The following is a 15,977-nucleotide window of genomic DNA, read 5'->3' on the forward strand; positions in this document are numbered from 1 at the left end:
GGCGCTACCGTGCGGGCGGGCGCTCACCGGGCGTGCTCCCCTGCGGCGGCGGACCCGTTGCGGGCAAGGAAGGTGTGCGCGATGCCGGTCTGCCACCCGGCGACGGGGGCGGCGCACACCTCCGTGAAGCCCGTACGCGTCAGGCGGTCGGTGAACGCGGGTGCGGTGTCGAAGGCGAGGACGCTGGCCCACAGGTGGCGGTACAGGGCACGGTCACCACTGAGCGTGCCCGCCGGAATGATCACCCCGTGGCACACGGCCGTCCACAGGGCGCGGTGGACGGCCGAGCCGCTGAGGCTGTACTCGTGGACGGCGAGTCGTCCGCCCGGTCGCAGCAATGCCCGGACGACCGCGAGGACCCGATCCAGGTCGGTGACATTGCGGAACAAGTAGGCGCCGAAGACCGCGTCGAAGGGACCCTCCCCGGCGGTCGCCACTTCTTCTGCCGTCAGACGCAGAAAGCGCACATGTGCGGGCCACGGCTTGGCCAGCGCGCGTCGCAGCATCCCGGGCGAAACGTCGACGGCGGTGATACGAGCGCGGGGCGCGGCCCGCAGCAGGGCCCGAGTCGAGGCGCCGGTGCCGCAGCCCAGGTCGAGCACGTGGAGTCCTGCTCCGTCTCCGGGCAGCCGTAGTCTGCGGGCCGAGCGGAGGAGATCGGTGCGGTAGCCGGGGTTGAGGGCCGTGAGTCGGTCGTAGGTGTGCGAGGCGTGGTCGAAGGCGCGTGCCAGATCCTGGTCGCGCAACAGTGTCATGAGCGGCTTTCTCCGATTGGTGCGGCGGGGCGGGCGCGGCGGGGCAGAAAAGGGAGTTCGAGGGCGGTCCGGAGCATCGGGCCGACGGGGGTGCGCAGTCCGATGCCCCACTCCTCCCAGGGCGAGGTGGCGCCGTCGAGGAAGCGCAGCAGACGTTCCGGGGGCGTACGGCGGAACAGGCCGGTGAAGAAGTCAGGGCCGTCGATCCGTCCGGTGTCCAGAGCCCGCAGCACCACCGCGTCCATGGCCAGCGCCCGCCGCCCGTGCGGCGGGGGCACGATCCCGCGCCCCTCTCGTAGAGCGGCGGCGATGACTCTGCTCTGCCGCTGCACGGCGGCGAAGGTGTAGCCGGTCGCCGGGCGTGTGGCGCCGCCCGCGGCCCCGATGCGGAACACGGCCGCCCCGGCCTTCCGGGGGAAGCGCGCGTCGGTCATGGGGATGACGCCCTGTTCCGCCGCTTCCACGGTGAACGCGCCGAGCGCCAGGATCGCGCGGCTGTAGTGGCCGAGCGCCGCCTCGTACGCCGCGGTGGTCAGCGGAGTCCGGGAAAACTCGGTGTACTCGACCAGAGCCCGGTCCAGCGCCAGCGGGAGGACGTAGCCGAAGGCGAGCCCGTGACGCGGCTGCGGCACCCGGAAGTCCATCAGATCCGCGACCGCGGGATCGAACCGGCTCGCGGCCGTGCGCACGAACCAGCCGCGGAAGTGCTGCAGCAGCAGCGTCCGGGCCGGCGGCAGGGCGCGCAGGGGACGGGAGTCGAACACATGGCGGGCGCGCAGCACCAGCGCCCGGCCGTCGGGTGCCGTGCAGTCGACTTCCGCCCCGTCGTCCACGTCCCGCACCGCGTCCGCCGTCGCGCGCAGGACACGCCCACCGGTGGAACGGGCCAGCCGGGAGTACATCAGTCGCTCGAACTGCGCGGAGCGCAGCATGCGGTAGCGCAGCGGGGCCGGATCAACGGTGACCTCGCTGCCGTCGGTGCCGTGGACGCGCAGCCGGGCCCAGGACGCGCTGACCACTTCGTCGAAGTCGCCGGGGCCCCGGTCCCAGTAGCACCAGGTCCGCTCCGGCGGCCGCAACGAGCCGTCCGGGGGCTCCACCACGGTCACGGTGGTGGAGCCGGTCTCCGTCAGCCGGTGCGCGAGGCTGAGCCCGGCCGCCCCGCCGCCCACAATGACCACTTCCGACCTGGCGACGAGGTCTGGGACGCGTCGGCTCACCTGGCCCGCCGCTCGACGACGGGCGTCTCCGGCAGAACCACCCGCCGTCCGGCCCGGCTCGGGTTCAGGGCGCAGGCCAGGCCGGCCGGACCGGCACCGACCACGACAGTGTCCCGTGCCCCTGTCCCGCCGCGAGGAACGGTCATGCTCACTCCTTCGATGCGATCACCTGTTCAATCAAAGGTCGGGCGGGTCCTCATGCCTGTCCAGCTGATCACGTTCCATCCACCAATGCCAGGAACCGCCTCGGCCGGACGACCGACATAACCTCCCCCGGGCGCGATCGGTTCCACGACCGCGACGGCCTCCCGGCCCTGGTGGCCGCCGCAGCCCGGCACGGTCTGCCCGTACCAGCCGGGGCCGAGCGTCAGGACGGCCGGGTGGATGCCTTCGGGTTCCGTGCGCGCGGCCGCCCGCGCGTACGGGCGTCTATCCGGCGGAGGGCTCGTCGGCGCTGCCGTTCACCCGGGCCTTCCTGGGGCCTGGGACGCGCCGTCCCAGGCTGACGAGCCGGTCGCGCAGCAGTTCGGAGAGCTCCTGCTGTCCCTGCGGGGTCGGCTTGCCGAGCGGGAGGCCGGCACCGCTGACCGTGGTGCCGTGCGGGCGCCCGCCGTCCATCGCGGTGGCCACGGCGACCGGGGACGCGACGGCGGCCATGGCAGCCCGACGCGGTGGGCCAGCTCGACATTCTCAGCCGCATCCAGGCTGGCCTTTTGTGGTGGATCGCCCCCGCGCTGTCCCTGGCCGCGTTCGCGGGCTCGCTGGAGCTGCTGCTGGTGGGCATGATGGCCACCAGCACGCCGCTGGCAGCCGTGGCGTGACGGTACTGGTGGTCAACTTCCGCCATGCCTTCTACGCCTTCTCGTTTCCGCTTCACCTGGTCAAGAACCCCCTGGCGAAGGCGTACGCCTCTACGCGGTGATCGATGAGGCGTACGCCGTCAACGCCTCGCTGCCCGAGGCGGAGCGCTCGGCGCGACGCCTGCTGGCGATGCAGATCGCCTGCGAGACCTACTGGGTCGGTGGCGGTCTCCTCGGCGTCGCGCTCGGCGCCGCCCTGCCCGCACCCATCAAGGGTCTGGAGTTCGCGCTGTGCGCGCTGTTCGTGACGCTGCTGCCGGCCCGCCACGCGCTCGACGGCCCTTCCCCCGAGGCCGTCGCCGAGCCTCTTTTCGGGAAACCGATCGGTTTATATTTTGCCCGAATCGAGTTAACCTCACGGTATGAGCACTGAAGTGAAGCAAAGCCCCCGAGAACGGCTGCTGGAGGCGGCGGCCACGCTCACCTACCGAGACGGCGTCGGCATCGGTATCGAGACGCTGTGCAAGGCGGCGGGGGTGTCGAAGCGGTCCATGTACCAGCTGTTCGAGAGCAAGGACGAACTGCTGGCAGCGAGCCTGGAGCAACGCGCTTCCGCCTTCGTGGCCACACTCCTGCCCGCGCCGGACGATGGCCGTCCACCACGCGAGCGGATCCTGCACGTCTTCGAGCAGGTGGAACGACAGGCCGGTGCGCCGGAGTTCCGAGGCTGCCAGTACCTGGCCGTGCAGATCGAGCTCAAGGACCAGAGCCACCCCGCAAGCCAGGTGGCCCACCGGGTCAAGGGAAACCTGACGGGCTTCTTCCGTGCCGAGGCCGAACAGGGCGGCGCGAGCGACCCCGACCTGCTGGCCCGGCAGCTCAGCCTGGTCTTCGACGGCGCCAGCGCCCGCGCGGGGATCGGCGCCGACAAGCTGCCAGGGCTCATCGCGCCCACGGTGGTCACCCTGCTCGATGTGGCAGGCGTGCGCTGAGGCGGCGCGTACGGAGCCAGGCCTCGGTCATCGACGCCAGCGGGCCCGCGCCAGGTGCCCTTGGCTGACGGCCTCCCGCTCCGCGGCCGCGCTCAACCGGCGGGATCCGCGCTGGGTACGACCGCACTCCCTGCCGGGCACCGTCTCATCCTGGACCTCCCCAGAAACCAGTGATCGGCCACCCCGTGTCGAGTGACGGATGTGGCCACTCGCCTCCTCGACGCTCATCTGCGGCCGCCGCGACACCGAATAGGCCAAGTCGTTCGCCGGGCATGCTCGAACTTGCGCACGGGAAACCGCTCGGTTTACAGTAAGGGAAACCGATCGGTTTCTCCGTTGCGTCCGGGAGTCCATGATGAGCACACAACGGCCGGTTGCACTCGTGACGGGTGCGTCATCCGGCATTGGAAAGGCAGCCGCGCTCGCGCTGGTCGAAGCGGGGTTCGACGTGGTCGGAACAAGCCGCGACACCTCTCGCGCCACCCCGCTTGGCGGTGCGACCTTCCTCGACCTCGACGTGGCCGGCGACGCGTCGGTCACCGCCGTGGTCCAGCAGGTGGTCGACCGGTTCGGGCGGATCGACGTCCTGGTCAACAACGCCGGTATGGGCTTGATGGGTGCCGCCGAGGAGAACTCCCTCGCGCAGGCCCAGGTCGTCTTCGACGTCAACGTCTTCGGCGTGATGCGCATGGTGAAGGAAGTCCTGCCGCACATGCGCGCCCAGGGACGCGGACGCATCATCAACCTCTCCTCCGTGGTCGGCTTCCTCCCCTCGCCTTACATGGCTGTCTACTCCGCCTCCAAGCATGCGATCGAGGGGTACACGGAGTCCCTGGACCACGAGGTCCGCGAGCACGGTGTCCGGGCGCTGCTCGTCCAACCCGCCTACACCAACACCGGATTCGAGGCCAACAGCCCGCGACCCGACACACCCCTGCAGGTCTACGCGAACCAGCGGCGCGCCTTCGACCGCATGATGGAGGCAGCGATCAAGGACGGCGACGACCCCGCCGCCGTCGCCAAGGTGATCGTCGCGGCAGCGACCGACCCTAAGCCGAAGCTGCGCTACACCGCCGGCCCCCTGGCCGGACGCGCCAGCACCCTGCGCCGCATCGCTCCTGCCGGGGTCTTCGACAAGCAGATCCGCAAGCTCAACCAGCTGGCCGGCTGACGCCTGCCCGCCCCAAGCACACTCACAAGAACACACGCCCAGGGAGCGGGACAGGCGCAGACCCGGATCAAGTCCGATGTCCCGGCCAAGATGCGTGACGGCACGGTGCCGCGCCGAGGAGAGCGACGGCTACGACACCGTACGGTGGGCCGCCGCCCTGCCCGGCTCGAACGGCTCCGTCAGCATGATCGGCGGCAGCTACTGTGCCCTGGTCGCTCACGCAGGGCACAGATACGCTGATGCACCGACCCGCTACCGATCTGGACGGGTTGGTGGCATCACCGGGCTGGTGCAGGACTTTGACGGTCTGGCGGGCTGCGGTTACGGGAAGCTCCCGGCCGGGCGGTTTCCCGCGTCCGCCCGGCACGACCTTCCCGAGCTGGGCTATGAGCGGTCCCGGCGGGAGGCCGAGTGGGCTGCCAGGGCACGCTTGACAACTTCACCGCCATGCGCCGCGCCGACCGGCCCGCCACGCCGGCCATGGGCCCGTGGACGCGCACCAACTGGCGGAACGTGATCGGTGATGTCAACCAGCCGGGAGTCGCCGACGCGGAGTTCGCCAACGACATCCCGGAGTCCTTCCGCCGCCTCCTGGCCGGTGCCTCAGGCGACAATCCGCTCGGCAGGGAGCCCCGCCCGCTGGTCGTACCCGACGGCCTGGGCCTCCTGGACACCATGCCGCAGTCGCCCGCGCTCCCGGCCTGGCTTACGGAGGAGGACATCCAGGCGTACGCCGAGGACTTCGCCCTGCACGGCGAGCAGGCGCTCACAGGAGCCTTCAACTGGTATCGGAACATCGAACGCAACAACGAACTGCTCGCGGCTCTCCGGGGGCGCGGGATCGACGTCCCCGCGCTGTACGTGGTGGGAGACCGTGACATGGTCACCTCGCTGCGCGGCCCGGACGGGGGCAGCTCGCTGAGCGAGATCTTCCGCGGTCAGGGCGGGCCGGGCAACCCGCTGAGCGCCGTCGCCCAGCTGCACGGTCCCGTGGTGCTGCCGGGGTGCGGGCACTGGACGCAGCAGGAGCGCCCCGCGGAGGTCAACGCCGCGCTCGGGACTTCCTCGCCCGCATCGACAGCTCATCATCCCGATGACACTGCGCAGCATCCGCCTGGCCGGCACCGTCCGACTGGAGCAGGGCCCCCGGCCCGCGTGGAAGCGGCAACCGAACTGCACGGCTTCGCCTTCAGCGACCGTCTCCGGGCGGGAACGGACACCTCCACGAGTCCGACCGAGGCCCTGGCCCGGCACCGCGCCGAGCGATGGCATAGACGCCCCAGGCGCCCGAAGCAGCCCAAGACGGTCGCCGACCACATCCCAAACTTTCCGTAACGGCTGACTCATCCCCATCACACAGAGGGCGCCTTCATGCAAGAGCGCAACACCATCCTGATCACCGGAGCCGCCGGCCATATCGGTGGTGTGAGCCGAACGATGGTCGACATGCTGATTGAGCAGGGCACCCGGTGCGCGCGTTCGTGCGGCAGGACGACGAACGAGCGGACGCGCTGCGCCAGGCCGGGGTCGAGGTCTTCGTCGGAGACCTGCTCAACATCGCCGACGTGACAGCCGCGCTGAAGGGCTGCCGGCGCATCTACTTCAGCATGAGCCTGTCGCCGTACTACACCGACGCCGTCAGCCTGATGGCCGCGGCGGCGCGGGCCCAGCGCGACATCGAGGTCCTCGTCAACATCTCCGAGTTCGAGCAGTCATTCATGACGTTCGACAAAATGACCGCACCGGAGGAAGAGCGGCGTGCCTGGCTCGGCGGGCTCGTCGCCAACTGGTCACCGCAGCAGCGGGCCCACTGGGTCGCCGAGCGGGTGCTGGAGTGGTCCGGCCTCCCGACCGTCAACATCCGGGGGGCTATGTTCGTCGAGAACCCCCTGATGACCTGGCTGGCGCTGGAGCCGCTGAGCAAGGGCGAACTGCGCCTGCCCTTCGGCCGCCACCAGCTGGCGCCCGTCGCGGGTTACGACGTGGCGGAGGTGTGCGCGAAGATCCTGGCCGACCCGGCACCGCACATCTCGCAGTCCTACAAGCTCAACGGTCCGGACATGAAGGACATGCACGGGTTCGCGGAGGACTTCGCGGCCGTGCTGGGACGCCCGGTCACCTACATTCCCGAAGGTGTCGAAATCTGGAACGAGACCTACGTGGACACGGCTCTGGCTGAGTATCCGCACACTGCGGAGCACATGAAGACCCTGACCCGGCTGATCGGCGGCGGAGGGTACCGCGGCGTCACCGACCAGCTGGAAACGCTGCTCGGGCGCCCGCCAAAGACCGTGCGGTGGGCGCTGGAGAACCATCCGCGCATCCGCAAGCCGGCGGCCGGAGGAAAGACCTTCACACTGGCGGTTGGAACGCGTCGACTTGGGCGAAATACCCTACGCGGCGGCGCAGGCGGACATGGTCCGCTGGGTTGAGGAGCGTAAACAGGGCCTCGCGGCCAACCGGCTCTTCCTGCTCACGCACCCTGCGGTGATCACGTACACCGCCCGGACGCCGAACGACCAACTACCCGACGTGGACTAGCCATCGCCCTGGTACAGACGGACCGCGGCGGGCATGCCACCTACCACGGTCCCGGCCAGCTCATCGGCTACCTCGTGCTCAACGTGCGCGAGCTGGGCCCCGTGGCCTGATCCGCCGTGTCGAGCGGGCGCTGATCGACGCGCTGGGCACCCTCGGTTTCCCAGCGATCCGCCGTGAGACGCCGCCGGGGTCGGAGAGCCTGGTGGGCGTGTGGACCCCCGATCACCGCAAACTCGGCTCGATCGGCATGCGCATCAGCGGAAGCGTCTCCAGCCACGGCTTCGCCCTCAACATCGACCCCGACCTGGGCGTCTACACCACCTTCACCGCCTGTGCCCTGCCCGGCGTCCGGATGACCTCCCTGGCCGAACTCGCCGCCGAACGCGGCCTGCCGACCCCAACCCATAGCGAGGTGCGCGACGCGGTCGTACGAGCGGTCACTACGCACCTGGCACCACGGTAGGAAACAGGACGGTTCACTGCGCGAAGGCGCCGAGTCGCCGAGCTCACGGGCCTGTCGATTTGCCCGGCCTGCCCGAAGTCACCTGCAGCATTGTCCGCCGCGAGCGCATCCATTCCGGAGCCCCTTCCTCACCGACACCCCCTACGGACAGGGCTCCCTGCAGTTGCCGGAGGTCCGCCACCGCGCGCAAAGCTCCGCTACCGGATCCTGTGATCCGCTCCTTCCTCAGTCCTGCTCGGGGCCGAGCCAGGGACCCCGGCGCCAGCCGTCGGTGTCGTAGTCGTCCAGGCACTCCTGGACCAGGGCCTCGTAACGGTCGAGGCTGCCGCGGCGGGTGGCCCAGCGCAGCGCGTCCAGCCGGACCTGCTCGCCGTTGCCGGAGTAGTTGCGCTCGTACAGCTCGTGACGGGCACCGAACTCGGTTCCGATGGCGTCCCAGACCAGCTTGAAGAGCTTGATCCGCTCCAGCGCGGACGAGTCGGCGCCCCGGTAGTAGCGGTCGATGAGCGGGCGCAGTTCGGGGTCGGCGAGGTCGCGGACGCTGGAAGGGACGACCAGGGGCGCGCCGCCGAGCAGGGTCTCGAAGAGCTCGTGCACCCGGTTCCAGATGTGGGCGCCCGCCATCCGCATCGCCGATGCGTGTTCCAGTCTCGGCAGGACCGTGCCGCCGGGGCCCGGTGGGGAAGCCGGAGACGGCATAGAAGCCGGTGGCGCGCTCGATGTCGCGATGGACGAGCACGTCCTCCCAGGGAATCAGTGCCTCGTCCAGCAGCAGCACGCTGTCGTTCTCGTCGAACCGGCTGCTGAGGGGGTGGTCGAAGGGGCTCGCGGCGCGCCGCTCGTACGGGGTGCGGCAGATGAGCCGCACACCGGGGTTGTCCATCCGGACGAAGAAGACCAGAGCGAAGCGCTCCGCCTTGCCCTTCTCCAACTGGGCCGAGCCGACCGGCGCGACGAAACCGGCGTTGGTCAGCGCCGAGCCGGTGGCAAGCATCTTCGCCCCGCTGACCACCACCCCGGCGTCCGTCTCGCGCACCGCGTGCACGAAGACGTCCCCCATGTCGTGGATGGCGCGCTTGCGGTCGATCGGTGGGTTGATGATGACGTGGTTGAGGTGCAGCGCCTTGCTCGGAACCTCTGGTACCAGGCGGTGGCGTTGGCGGCGAACGGACCGTAGTAGTCCGCGCTGACGCCGAGTCCGGCCATGAAGGCCGCCTTGTACTCGGGGGTGCGGCCGAGGAAGCCGTAGCCCATCCGGGCCCAGGCGGCGATCGCCTCCCGGGCCTGGACGAGGTCGGAGGCGGAGCGGCTGGGCTTGAAGAAGCGGTGGGTGCGGATGCCGGTGTCCGGGTCCACGCCGGTGAGCACGCCGGCGGTGTCGGGGGCGTGCAGGGCGTCGTAGAGCCGGGCGATCGAGCGGGCCGCGTTGCGGAACGCGGGGTGCCTGGTCACGTCCTTGACCCGCTCGCCGTCCACATGGACGGCGCGGCCGTCGCGCAGGCTCTCCAGGTACTCGTCCCCGGTCATCAGGGCGTTGGTCGTCGTCCGCGGCCGCGTCATCGGACCAGCCCGGGGTTGGTCAGCGGCGGGTCGCCGAGGACCTGGACGCGGCGCAGATGGCGGGGCGCGCCGCTGGTGAAGGCGTTACGGCCGTGCAGCAGGGTGTAGTTGTCGGTCACCACCAGGTCGCCGGTCCGCCAGCTGTGTGCGTAGAGGTGGGCGGGGTCGTAGAGGGCGGCACGCAGGCCGCGGTGCAGTTCGGCCAGCTCCGACTCGTCGGCGAGACCGGAGAATTCCAGGTCGGGGTGGTTGATGAAGCCGCCGCCGGCCTCGGCGGTGGGCTCGTTGTAGCGGATGACCGGCGTGCCGTTGACCGGGTGGGCCGTCACCACCGGGGAGACGGTGGTGCTGTTGTAGTACTCCATTTCCCGGTGGTAGGTGCCGGTGGCCCGGGACCACAGGGCGCGGGTGGCCGGTGCGGCGTCGGCGAGCACGGCTGCGGTGTCGGAGAACGTGGTCTCGCCTCCCTTGTCCTTGCCGGGCGCGTGGACACACTGGAATATCTGGAACTCGGGGATGTGGTCCCGGTACATGCCGTCCCAGTGCATCGGCATGTGGCGGTGGTCGAAGATGTGGTCGGCCGGGTCGTGCTGTTGGACCAGTTCCAGCACGGTGCCGAACGGCCACACGGCGGGCTCACCCCAGTGCTCGGCGTACGCGGAGAGTTCGGCCGGCTCGGCGAACGCCGCGAAGTCGCGCAGCAGCAGCAGGCGGTGCCCGCGGACGAGGGCGCGCAGCGGCGCGACGGGGAGCTCGGTCAGCGGACGGCCGCGGTCGAGGGCGCGGACGGCGACCCCGAAGGGTTCGAGGGCGTTGATCGTCAGACGCGAGTCGCCGAGCAGGTCCTGGTCAACGGGCATGGCGGGGGGCTCCTGTCGAGGAAGCGGGTACGGGTGCGGTGGCGTGGGTTCGGGGCAGCACGAAGTGGCTGGGACGCCCGTGGGCTGTCACAAGCCGGGCCCCCGCGGCCTCTGCCTCGGCACGCTTCATCAGCGTGAAGCGCCCGTCGCCGGTGTCGACGGCGGCGCTGTGCCAGGGCGTGAGCCAGACGTCGGGGGTGTCCGCGAGCAGGAGTCCGATCTTCCGCGTGCTGCACGGCTGAGGATGGATCGAGAGGCGGACGGCGTCCGGGAACAGCTCGGCCAGCAGCTCGTCCCAGGCGCGGCTGCGGGCGATGACGCCATAGGCCAGGCCACGGCTGCGGCGCTGCAGGGCGGCGCGGCTGCCGGTGTACCCGGGGACGGACAGGTCCTCCAGCATGAACCGGGTGATGCCCCGGTACATGTGCACCAGGTCGCCGCCCCGGCGCACCTCGGCGCGCAGTTCGTCCGGGTGCGGACCGCGGCCGGCCGTGAGTTCGGCGCGCATCCGCGCGTGGGCGGCGCCCGGATAGACGTCGTCCAGGGTGAATTGATCGAGGTGGACGGCGCCGATCCGGTCGATCATGCGGTGGAGCTCGTGGGCATAGCGGGTGACGTCGTCGTCGCTCACCCCGATCAGGTCGTTGAAGACCCGTCCGTCGGAGCAGATGCGGATGCGGGCACCGGGCGGGTAGACCTCGGCGATGCGCTCGCAGAGCGACTCGAGGAACCTCAGCGCGAGTTCCTCGGCCAGGTCGGGCAGCGGCCCGAGGACCTTGGCCCGGTTGGGGGACTTGGTGGGAAAGGCCGGGAGCAGGAAGTCGATCATCCGGCCGCGTGCCATGGCCGTTGCGACCGCGTCGCGGTGGTGTCGTACGCACCGCAGGCAGACCCTGCCGGTGCAACCGCCTCCGCGGAGCCTGCGCTGGAGGACCAGCACTTCGCGGATCACCTCGATGGCGGCCAGTTCGGTATCGAGCGTGGCGAGTTCGTACACCGAGCCTCCTGTCGTGGACTTCCTCCACCCTGGACACCGGGCGCACATGAAACGCACAAAGCCCACGTGGTGCCGTACGGCACGGCCGGCCTCGGCAGTCCCGACAGGGTCAGCGGCCGAGGTTGCCGAGTTCGTGCCGGGTGCGCTTCTCCCAGTCGGGCATGCGCAGTGCGCTGAACGCGGTCAGCGCCGCACCGAAGCAGCCTCGCGCGCGCCCCTGGTCGCCGAGAGTGGCGTACCCGCGGCCCCGCATGTAGGCGGTGAGCGCCTCGCCGCGGACCTCGCCGAGCTCGGAGAACACTTTCGCGGCCTGCGTCAGCGGGCCGAGCGCCTCGGCGGCCTGCCCCGGGTCCCCCGGGCGTTGGGTGAGCCGCAACCGCCCGATGGTGATGAGGGCGTACGCCTCGCCAGGGCGGTGCCCCACCGCGCGGTAATGGGGCAGTGCCCGGTCCAGGTGGCGGGCTGCCGATCGGTACCGGCCGAGCGCGATCTCGGCGACGGCCAACGCCTGCAGGACATCGGCGAGAGCCAACGGCTGTCCCAGTCGCTCCGCCGCCTCGAGCGCTCTCTTCAGCACCCGCTCCGCCTCGGCCTCGCGGTGCCCGCAGATGAGCGCCGAACCCAGACTGCGCAGCGCCAGCACCGCGCCGCGCAGGTCGTCCAGTGCGCACAGCGCGGACACGGCCGCGGACGCCTCGGTGCGGGCCTCCTCGGCCATGCCCCGGTCAGCGATCGCGAAGCTGTAGTAGACGCGGAGGTACGCGGCCTGACGTCGCTCCCCGAGCGCGTCCGACTGCTCGATGGCGGACGTGAACCAGCGCACCGCCTCCACCGCCCGGCCGCGCCCGGCGTCCGCGCGGGCCAGCGAGCCCTGGGCCATGGCGATGCGTCTGCGATCGCCGTCGGCCGACGCCTGGGCAAGCACCGCCTGCGCCATGCGCTCCCAGTCGTCCCACCAGTTGCGCAGGTGGCATATGTCGTCCAAGGCTGCGGCGAGTTCGCTCGCCCGCTCGCCGTGCCCGGAACGCGCGGCGCATTCCACGGTGGCCACGAGGCCGCTGCGCTCGTACTCCAGCCAGGCGATCTGCGCGTCCGCTCCCGCGCGGACCAGCTTCTCCCCCGCAGCACGGACTCGGAGCAGCCACCCGTCCAGGACGTGTGCGACCATCTCCCGCTGCTGCGCCAAAGACTCCTCTTCGGCGGCGCGTTCCGCGGCGTGGGCGCGCAGCAGATCGTGCATGCGGTACCGCGGTCGGCCCGCGGGGTCGATGCGGTCGGCCCATACGAGATTGGCGTGGACAAGGCTGTCGAGGATGTCGTCCACGCGGTCGTCCGGCTCCTCGTGCCCGGTCTGTCCGGACATCAGGGCCGCAGGGGCCCAGGACGGGAACTCGCCTGTGGGGAGAAGGCCGAGTACGCGGAACATTCGGGCGGCGTCCGGGGCCAGCCCGTGATACGCGGTGGTGACACAGGCGCGCACCGCGAGGTCTCCGGCGCGCAGCTCACCCAGGCGGCGCTGTTCGTCGGCCAGCCGGTCGGCCAGCCAGCGCACTGGCCGGTGCGGGGCCCCGACGAGCCGGGCACCGGCCACCCTGAGTGCCAGGGGGAGGCCCGCGCAGTCGGCGAGGATGCGCTCGGTCGCCTCGGGTTCGGTCGCGAAGCGCCGCGCGCCGACGATGAGGTCCAGCAAGGTGCGCCCGTCAGTGTCGTCCAACGGCTTCACGTCGAGCAGGTGCGCGCCGGGAATGGCGGTGAGCCGCGCCCGACTGGTGATCAGGACCGCACAGCCGTCGCCCCCGGGCAGCAGGGGTCGGACCTGGGATGCGTCCAGGACGTTGTCCAGGACGACCAGCACTCGGCGGCCCGCGAGCTTCGACCGGAACAGCGCGGCCCGCTGGGATTCGGCCCTGGGGATCGCCGATCCCGGTACCCCGATGCTGAGCAGCAGATCCGCGAGGACGGTGGTGGAGGTGCGGTGTGCTCCACGAGGGCCGTCCAGCTGAACGTAGAGCTGACCCTCGGGAAAGGTGTCGCGGAGCCGGTGGGCGAGGTGGGTGGCCGCAGCTGTCTTGCCCACGCCGGGCAGACCGGTCAGGATCACCGTCGGCACCACGGTCGGCGAGCCTTTGGCGTTCGACGGGACCAACAGCGCGGCCGCGCGGGCGAGCAGTTGCTCACGTCCGACGAAGTCCGGTATTCCGGTGGGCAACTGACAGACCGGCCACACGCCCGCCAAGCGGGGTCCCGCGCCCGGGCGAGCGGGAGCCGGTGGCGATCGGACGTCCGGGGGGAGATCGCTCGCGAGGATGGCCTCGTGCAACTGCCGTAGTTCGGCTCCGGGGTCGAGCCCGAGCTCGTCCCGGAGCGCGCGACGGGCCCGCGCGTAGGAGCGCAGTGCGTCTCCCGTCCGTCCGCAGCAATGCTGAGCCGTCATCAGCAGAACCCACAGCCGCTCGCGCAGCGGGTGCAGTGCTGTCCGCGCCTGCAACGCCGGGACCAGTTCCTCGTACTCGCCCAGGGCCACGCGGGCTGCGGCGTAGTCCTCGAAGACGGAGAACCTGGACTCCTCCAGCCTCGACACCTCTATGTGCAGCGCGTCGTGATGCGCCAGGCCATCGAAGGCGGCACCTCTCCACAGGTCCAGTGCGGCGCGCAGTTCTTCGGCCGCCGACTCGTGATCACCGTCGGCCATGGCCGCCCGGCCACGCGCCACCAGCTCGTCGAACAGCCACAGATCCAGCTCGCCCTGCTGAACCCGCAGGAGGTACCCCTGATGGCCAGGGCTGAGGCGGTCACCCTCCGAGGCCGCGTTGAGTGCGCAACGCAGACGAGCCGCGTAACTGCGCACGTTCGCGCGCGCGGAGGCCGGTGGATTCCCGGCCCACAGCATGTCGCAGAGCCGGTCCGTGGTGACGGGGGTGTTCGCGCTCAACAGGAGAGCTGCCAGGATGGTGCGCGGCTTGGGCCCGCCGAGCGGAAGCTCGCCGTTGACGCCTATGGCTTCGACGCGCCCCAGTGTCCTGAATTCCACACGGCGTAACTCCACTGCGACAACCCCTCTGTCTCTTCGGGGGAGCATTTCCCGCGGGGATCAGCCTTTCGCCGCAACGGGCCGCCTAGTCCCGACGAACGATGTGATCATGACAACAAGGAGGGAGAAGCCAAGGCGACGGAAAGACCCCTGCGCTGCGGCGCACGTGAGAGTCATGGGCCAGGGACCGCTCGACGACACCCGGGCCGCGGACGTGCCGCGACTGCTCTCCTGTGCCGTTGAGCACCGCGAACACGTCGCCGCGCCGCGCGTCCGCGTTGCCGAGGCCGCCCTCGAGCTCGTCGCCGTGCACCGCCGCCACATTCGACGTGCTCGCGGGTAGCCACGGCCCCGACCCGGCCGACGCCCGTGAAGCCCTCTGCGGCACCGCGGCGTCATCGCGCGGGCGCGCGCAGGGCAAAGGGTTCGACGGTTTTCAGCTGCGCCAGGGAAGGAAGGGGGCGGCCGGCGTGGTGAACGCGTACCGCGAGGCGAAGCCGCGGTCCAGGATCGCGCCGTCGAGCTGATCGGTTCCCCAGCACTCCGTGGAAAAGGGGCGCTGATCACGCGCCGTATCTGGCTGTCACCGCGGGGCAGGCTGGGTGGATGCGCCGGCGCCGGGTACTCGTCAGGGCATGTTCACGCGCGCATTGTGGCAGGGACTGGCCGCCGGTACGGCCGGGGGCGTCGTGATGACACTCGGCGAGAAGATCGAGCAGAGCGTCACCGGTCGGCCCGACTCCCACGTTCCCGCGCGTGTCCTTCAGCGTTTGACCACCATGCCCGAGCGTCCCGGCAGGCAGCCGGTGGCGGTGAACTGGGCCATGCACTTCGGCCAGGCCGCCCTTCTCGGCATCGTGCGCTCGGCCATGGCCCACGCCGGACTGCGGGGGCCGGCCGCCTCGGCGCAATTCGCCGTAATCCGCCTCACCAACGACCAGATCCTCGAGAACGCCACCGGGGTCGGCGCCCCACCCCACACGTGGCCGCGCACCGAGCTGGTAGTGGACATCCTGCACAAGGCCGTCTACGCCTTCGCCACCGGAGCGGTCGCCGACGCCCTCGCGGCCCGGGACGGCCCCGGCCCCGGACAGCGCCACGCCGCTCTCCGCCCCGGCCGCCGGCCCCACGCCGGCCCCCTGCCGCGCAAGGAAGCCCACGGCCGGTGAGCCTTGGGGAACCCCGCTGTCACACCTGGCGGCTCCGTCACGGTCGACAGCCGCCCTTGACTCTGAGCTCCACAGGATCACCACCACGGTAATCCGGACAGCGGGAAACCGGACCGGACCGCGGAACAGCAGTTGACTGACACAGCCGGGGCACTCAGTGGCCTCGAAAGGTTCCAGAACCCGGAGAGCGATCATGAACCTGGCAGCACGAGGCTCACGCGATGGCCCGGCGCGGCAGAGAATACTGGGCATCTACCTCAATGATCACCTGGCCGGTGCGACGGCCGGTGCCGAGCTCGCCCGCCGCCTGGTCAAAGAGCACGGCGATTCGGCGTGCGGCGACGACCTGGAGAATCTGGCGAAGGAGATCTCGCAGGACCGGCAGGCCCTTCTGCGGGTCATGGCGAACCTCGCCGTT

19 protein-coding genes and 2 pseudogenes are annotated in these 15,977 nt (G+C 70.8%); 12 read left to right on the top strand and 9 right to left on the bottom strand.

Translation table 11 applies throughout. The annotated features are described in order from the left end of the window. Positions 1 to 23 precede the first annotated feature (23 nt). From PV419_RS06515 to PV419_RS06530, 4 genes are all read right to left on the bottom strand, one after another. Positions 24 to 755 carry a methyltransferase domain-containing protein gene (locus PV419_RS06515; protein ID WP_319686704.1) on the bottom strand — a complete coding sequence of 244 codons (732 nt, stop codon included), beginning with the start codon at positions 753 to 755 and terminating at the stop codon, positions 24 to 26. After that, positions 752 to 1,936: a lycopene cyclase family protein gene (locus PV419_RS06520; protein WP_415925234.1), complete on the bottom strand. Its 1,185-nt coding sequence runs from the start codon at positions 1,934 to 1,936 to the stop codon at positions 752 to 754. The genes PV419_RS06515 and PV419_RS06520 overlap by 4 nt, the downstream gene beginning before the upstream one ends. A gap of 35 nt (positions 1,937 to 1,971) precedes the next feature. Continuing rightward, on the bottom strand, positions 1,972 to 2,121 hold the full coding sequence (locus PV419_RS53185; RefSeq protein WP_415925235.1) for an FAD-binding protein: 150 nt from the start codon (positions 2,119 to 2,121) through the stop codon (positions 1,972 to 1,974). A gap of 283 nt (positions 2,122 to 2,404) precedes the next feature. Then, positions 2,405 to 2,632, bottom strand: a complete 228-nt coding sequence (locus tag PV419_RS06530; RefSeq protein ID WP_319686705.1) for a hypothetical protein — start codon at positions 2,630 to 2,632, stop codon at positions 2,405 to 2,407. A 14-nt stretch (positions 2,633 to 2,646) separates the two neighbouring features. Here PV419_RS06530 and PV419_RS06535 point away from each other — a divergent pair, with 14 nt between their 5' ends. The 9 genes from PV419_RS06535 to PV419_RS06570 all read left to right on the top strand — a co-directional run bounded on the left by PV419_RS06535 (position 2,647) and on the right by PV419_RS06570 (position 7,942). Beyond that, positions 2,647 to 2,796: a hypothetical protein gene (locus PV419_RS06535; protein ID WP_319686706.1), complete on the top strand. Its 150-nt coding sequence runs from the start codon at positions 2,647 to 2,649 to the stop codon at positions 2,794 to 2,796. Between the two features lie 97 nt (positions 2,797 to 2,893). Then, positions 2,894 to 3,208 (top strand): hypothetical protein, encoded by a 315-nt coding sequence (locus PV419_RS06540; RefSeq protein ID WP_319686707.1) that lies wholly within the window; start codon positions 2,894 to 2,896, stop codon positions 3,206 to 3,208. Further along, positions 3,198 to 3,767, top strand: a complete 570-nt coding sequence (locus PV419_RS06545) for a TetR/AcrR family transcriptional regulator (RefSeq protein WP_319686708.1) — start codon at positions 3,198 to 3,200, stop codon at positions 3,765 to 3,767. Before PV419_RS06540 ends, PV419_RS06545 begins: the two co-directional genes overlap by 11 nt. Positions 3,768 to 4,122: 355 nt before the next feature. Continuing rightward, positions 4,123 to 4,938, top strand: coding sequence for an oxidoreductase (locus tag PV419_RS06550; protein WP_319686709.1), 816 nt, complete (start codon positions 4,123 to 4,125; stop codon positions 4,936 to 4,938). Between the two features lie 76 nt (positions 4,939 to 5,014). Beyond that, complete coding sequence (locus PV419_RS06555; RefSeq protein ID WP_319686710.1) at positions 5,015 to 5,455, top strand: CocE/NonD family hydrolase; 441 nt, start codon at positions 5,015 to 5,017, stop codon at positions 5,453 to 5,455. Next, positions 5,386 to 6,273, top strand: coding sequence for an alpha/beta hydrolase (locus PV419_RS06560; RefSeq protein WP_319686711.1), 888 nt, complete (start codon positions 5,386 to 5,388; stop codon positions 6,271 to 6,273). Before PV419_RS06555 ends, PV419_RS06560 begins: the two co-directional genes overlap by 70 nt. A gap of 146 nt (positions 6,274 to 6,419) precedes the next feature. Then, positions 6,420 to 7,370 carry an NAD(P)H-binding protein gene (locus PV419_RS06565; protein WP_319686753.1) on the top strand — a complete coding sequence of 317 codons (951 nt, stop codon included), beginning with the start codon at positions 6,420 to 6,422 and terminating at the stop codon, positions 7,368 to 7,370. Positions 7,371 to 7,487: 117 nt separating this feature from the next. Then, positions 7,488 to 7,589, top strand: a complete 102-nt coding sequence (locus PV419_RS53190; protein WP_415925244.1) for a lipoyl protein ligase domain-containing protein — start codon at positions 7,488 to 7,490, stop codon at positions 7,587 to 7,589. 32 nt (positions 7,590 to 7,621) lie between these two features. Beyond that, positions 7,622 to 7,942 carry a lipoyl protein ligase domain-containing protein gene (locus PV419_RS06570; protein WP_415925245.1) on the top strand — a complete coding sequence of 107 codons (321 nt, stop codon included), beginning with the start codon at positions 7,622 to 7,624 and terminating at the stop codon, positions 7,940 to 7,942. A 225-nt stretch (positions 7,943 to 8,167) separates the two neighbouring features. Here PV419_RS06570 and PV419_RS06575 read toward each other — a convergent pair whose 3' ends face one another. The 5 genes and pseudogenes from PV419_RS06575 to PV419_RS06600 form a co-directional block, all read right to left on the bottom strand. Next, positions 8,168 to 8,641 carry a 4-hydroxyphenylacetate 3-hydroxylase C-terminal domain-containing protein gene (locus tag PV419_RS06575; protein ID WP_319686713.1) on the bottom strand — a complete coding sequence of 158 codons (474 nt, stop codon included), beginning with the start codon at positions 8,639 to 8,641 and terminating at the stop codon, positions 8,168 to 8,170. Positions 8,642 to 8,732: 91 nt separating this feature from the next. Further along, positions 8,733 to 9,502, bottom strand: a pseudogene (locus PV419_RS06585) (4-hydroxyphenylacetate 3-hydroxylase N-terminal domain-containing protein); the annotation flags it as partial. Then, positions 9,499 to 10,362 carry a TauD/TfdA dioxygenase family protein gene (locus PV419_RS06590; protein WP_319686715.1) on the bottom strand — a complete coding sequence of 288 codons (864 nt, stop codon included), beginning with the start codon at positions 10,360 to 10,362 and terminating at the stop codon, positions 9,499 to 9,501. The pseudogene PV419_RS06585 and the gene PV419_RS06590, both read right to left, overlap by 4 nt. Continuing rightward, positions 10,352 to 11,359, bottom strand: a complete 1,008-nt coding sequence (locus PV419_RS06595; protein ID WP_319686716.1) for an isocyanide synthase family protein — start codon at positions 11,357 to 11,359, stop codon at positions 10,352 to 10,354. The genes PV419_RS06590 and PV419_RS06595 overlap by 11 nt, the downstream gene beginning before the upstream one ends. Positions 11,360 to 11,468: 109 nt before the next feature. Further along, positions 11,469 to 14,390, bottom strand: coding sequence for an AfsR/SARP family transcriptional regulator (locus PV419_RS06600; protein ID WP_319686717.1), 2,922 nt, complete (start codon positions 14,388 to 14,390; stop codon positions 11,469 to 11,471). Positions 14,391 to 14,629: 239 nt separating this feature from the next. On the opposite strand from PV419_RS06600, the gene PV419_RS06605 reads away from it, so the two are divergent. From PV419_RS06605 to PV419_RS06615, 3 genes and pseudogenes are all read left to right on the top strand, one after another. Then, positions 14,630 to 14,917, top strand: coding sequence for a hypothetical protein (locus tag PV419_RS06605; protein WP_319686718.1), 288 nt, complete (start codon positions 14,630 to 14,632; stop codon positions 14,915 to 14,917). A gap of 108 nt (positions 14,918 to 15,025) precedes the next feature. Continuing rightward, positions 15,026 to 15,559, top strand: a complete 534-nt coding sequence (locus PV419_RS06610; protein ID WP_319686719.1) for a hypothetical protein — start codon at positions 15,026 to 15,028, stop codon at positions 15,557 to 15,559. Between the two features lie 193 nt (positions 15,560 to 15,752). Beyond that, positions 15,753 to 15,977, top strand: a pseudogene (locus PV419_RS06615) (hypothetical protein); the annotation flags it as partial.

Source organism: Streptomyces sp. ME19-01-6 (assembly GCF_033793745.1).
Classification (GTDB): domain Bacteria; phylum Actinomycetota; class Actinomycetes; order Streptomycetales; family Streptomycetaceae; genus Streptomyces.

Excerpts from the sequence above, each read along its gene's own strand:
- PV419_RS06515 (WP_319686704.1), bottom strand. The coding sequence starts at position 755 with ATGACACTGTTGCGCGACCAGGATCTGGCACGCGCCTTCGACCACGCC.
- PV419_RS53185 (WP_415925235.1), bottom strand. The coding sequence starts at position 2,121 with ATGACCGTTCCTCGCGGCGGGACAGGGGCACGGGACACTGTCGTGGTC.
- PV419_RS06530 (WP_319686705.1), bottom strand. The coding sequence starts at position 2,632 with ATGGCCGCCGTCGCGTCCCCGGTCGCCGTGGCCACCGCGATGGACGGC.
- PV419_RS06545 (WP_319686708.1), top strand. The coding sequence starts at position 3,198 with ATGAGCACTGAAGTGAAGCAAAGCCCCCGAGAACGGCTGCTGGAGGCG.
- PV419_RS06550 (WP_319686709.1), top strand. The coding sequence starts at position 4,123 with ATGAGCACACAACGGCCGGTTGCACTCGTGACGGGTGCGTCATCCGGC.
- PV419_RS06555 (WP_319686710.1), top strand. The coding sequence starts at position 5,015 with ATGTCCCGGCCAAGATGCGTGACGGCACGGTGCCGCGCCGAGGAGAGC.
- PV419_RS06560 (WP_319686711.1), top strand. The coding sequence starts at position 5,386 with ATGCGCCGCGCCGACCGGCCCGCCACGCCGGCCATGGGCCCGTGGACG.
- PV419_RS06575 (WP_319686713.1), bottom strand. The coding sequence starts at position 8,641 with ATGCCGTCTCCGGCTTCCCCACCGGGCCCCGGCGGCACGGTCCTGCCG.
- PV419_RS06590 (WP_319686715.1), bottom strand. The coding sequence starts at position 10,362 with ATGCCCGTTGACCAGGACCTGCTCGGCGACTCGCGTCTGACGATCAAC.
- PV419_RS06610 (WP_319686719.1), top strand. The coding sequence starts at position 15,026 with ATGTTCACGCGCGCATTGTGGCAGGGACTGGCCGCCGGTACGGCCGGG.